Source organism: Litorimonas sp. (genome assembly GCA_029936425.1).
Lineage (GTDB): Bacteria > Pseudomonadota > Alphaproteobacteria > Caulobacterales > Maricaulaceae > Litorimonas.
Genome location: JAPYSU010000190.1, coordinates 1 through 1,001, shown reverse-complemented (window position 1 = coordinate 1,001; position 1,001 = coordinate 1). Strand labels below are relative to the sequence as shown.

The 1,001-nt window shown below is 44.7% G+C and carries 1 protein-coding gene; it reads left to right on the top strand.

What is annotated here, in order from left to right; genetic code table 11:
* Positions 1 to 35: 35 nt before the first annotated feature.
* Positions 36 to 1,001 (top strand): hypothetical protein (locus ACN0IC_RS15890; RefSeq protein WP_416879708.1); only part of this gene is annotated, 966 nt, incomplete at its 3' end.

The following is a 1,001-nucleotide window of genomic DNA, read 5'->3' as shown; positions in this document are numbered from 1 at the left end:
GATATAAGATGGCAAAAAATCGGGAAGGAGGAGGTATGCCAATTCAAAACATCATGCCGAGAGAGGCAGGACGTTCTCGGGCGGATAACGATCAGCTTTTCATTTCTTATTCCCGAGATATGAAAGACTATATGGAAAGGGTGCGCGACACGTCCAGTGCGAAACTGCAGCGGGCGGCGCGGCATAATTTTATCGAAGCTATGGAATGGCGAACCTGGATCGAGGAACAGGGGATTGATCAACTAAAGACCTATCAGGAAAATATTCTACGTCCCTCCGATCCGCGATGTATAGGCGTTATCTGTCTGCTTGGCGAAAGGATTGGTGAACCGTTATCGAATTTCCAGTGCCAGCCCATGCCTGATTTTACGTTATGGACAGAGACCAATAATGTATATCGCTACCGACTCAAAATGCCGGGTGATTGGCCTTCCGAACCCAAAGAGCAACAAGATCTCGTAGATCAAGGGTGGTATCCGCTCACAGGTCCTGTCTTTGAGGTTCTCGACGCTTGGCAGAGTTTTAAAGACAAGCCAAATGAAGAAATAAGCCGACTATTTGTCTGTTATTTTAGTGATTCTCCTGTATCCTGCGACAAAGATGAAGGAGTGTGCCTTAATGGTAGAAGTTGGTACAGCGAAGAAAGTAAGGAAATACTCGATAAAACAGATGATCATGAAAAGCAGATTAAGTGGACAAAAGATGTTTATATGGTTCAGACTGGTGCTTTGATCAATTTTATCAAGGCATTTTCTGAAAGAAGTCTTCCTCTACATTGTTTTCAAAGCTTTGATGAGGCTGGTGGGGAAATCAGCAAATTCGTCAAGCGATTGACCCCCGAGTCAGCATCATTTGAAAATCCCTATCGAGGACTGGACTACTATGATATGGATGATCCTTGTCCACTGCCGGGTAGAAGCCATAGGGCCGTCGATGAGGCATTAAAGATTAGATGTTTTTTAGACGATGGTAGAGCCTATTCGGTTCGCATTGTAGGAGAA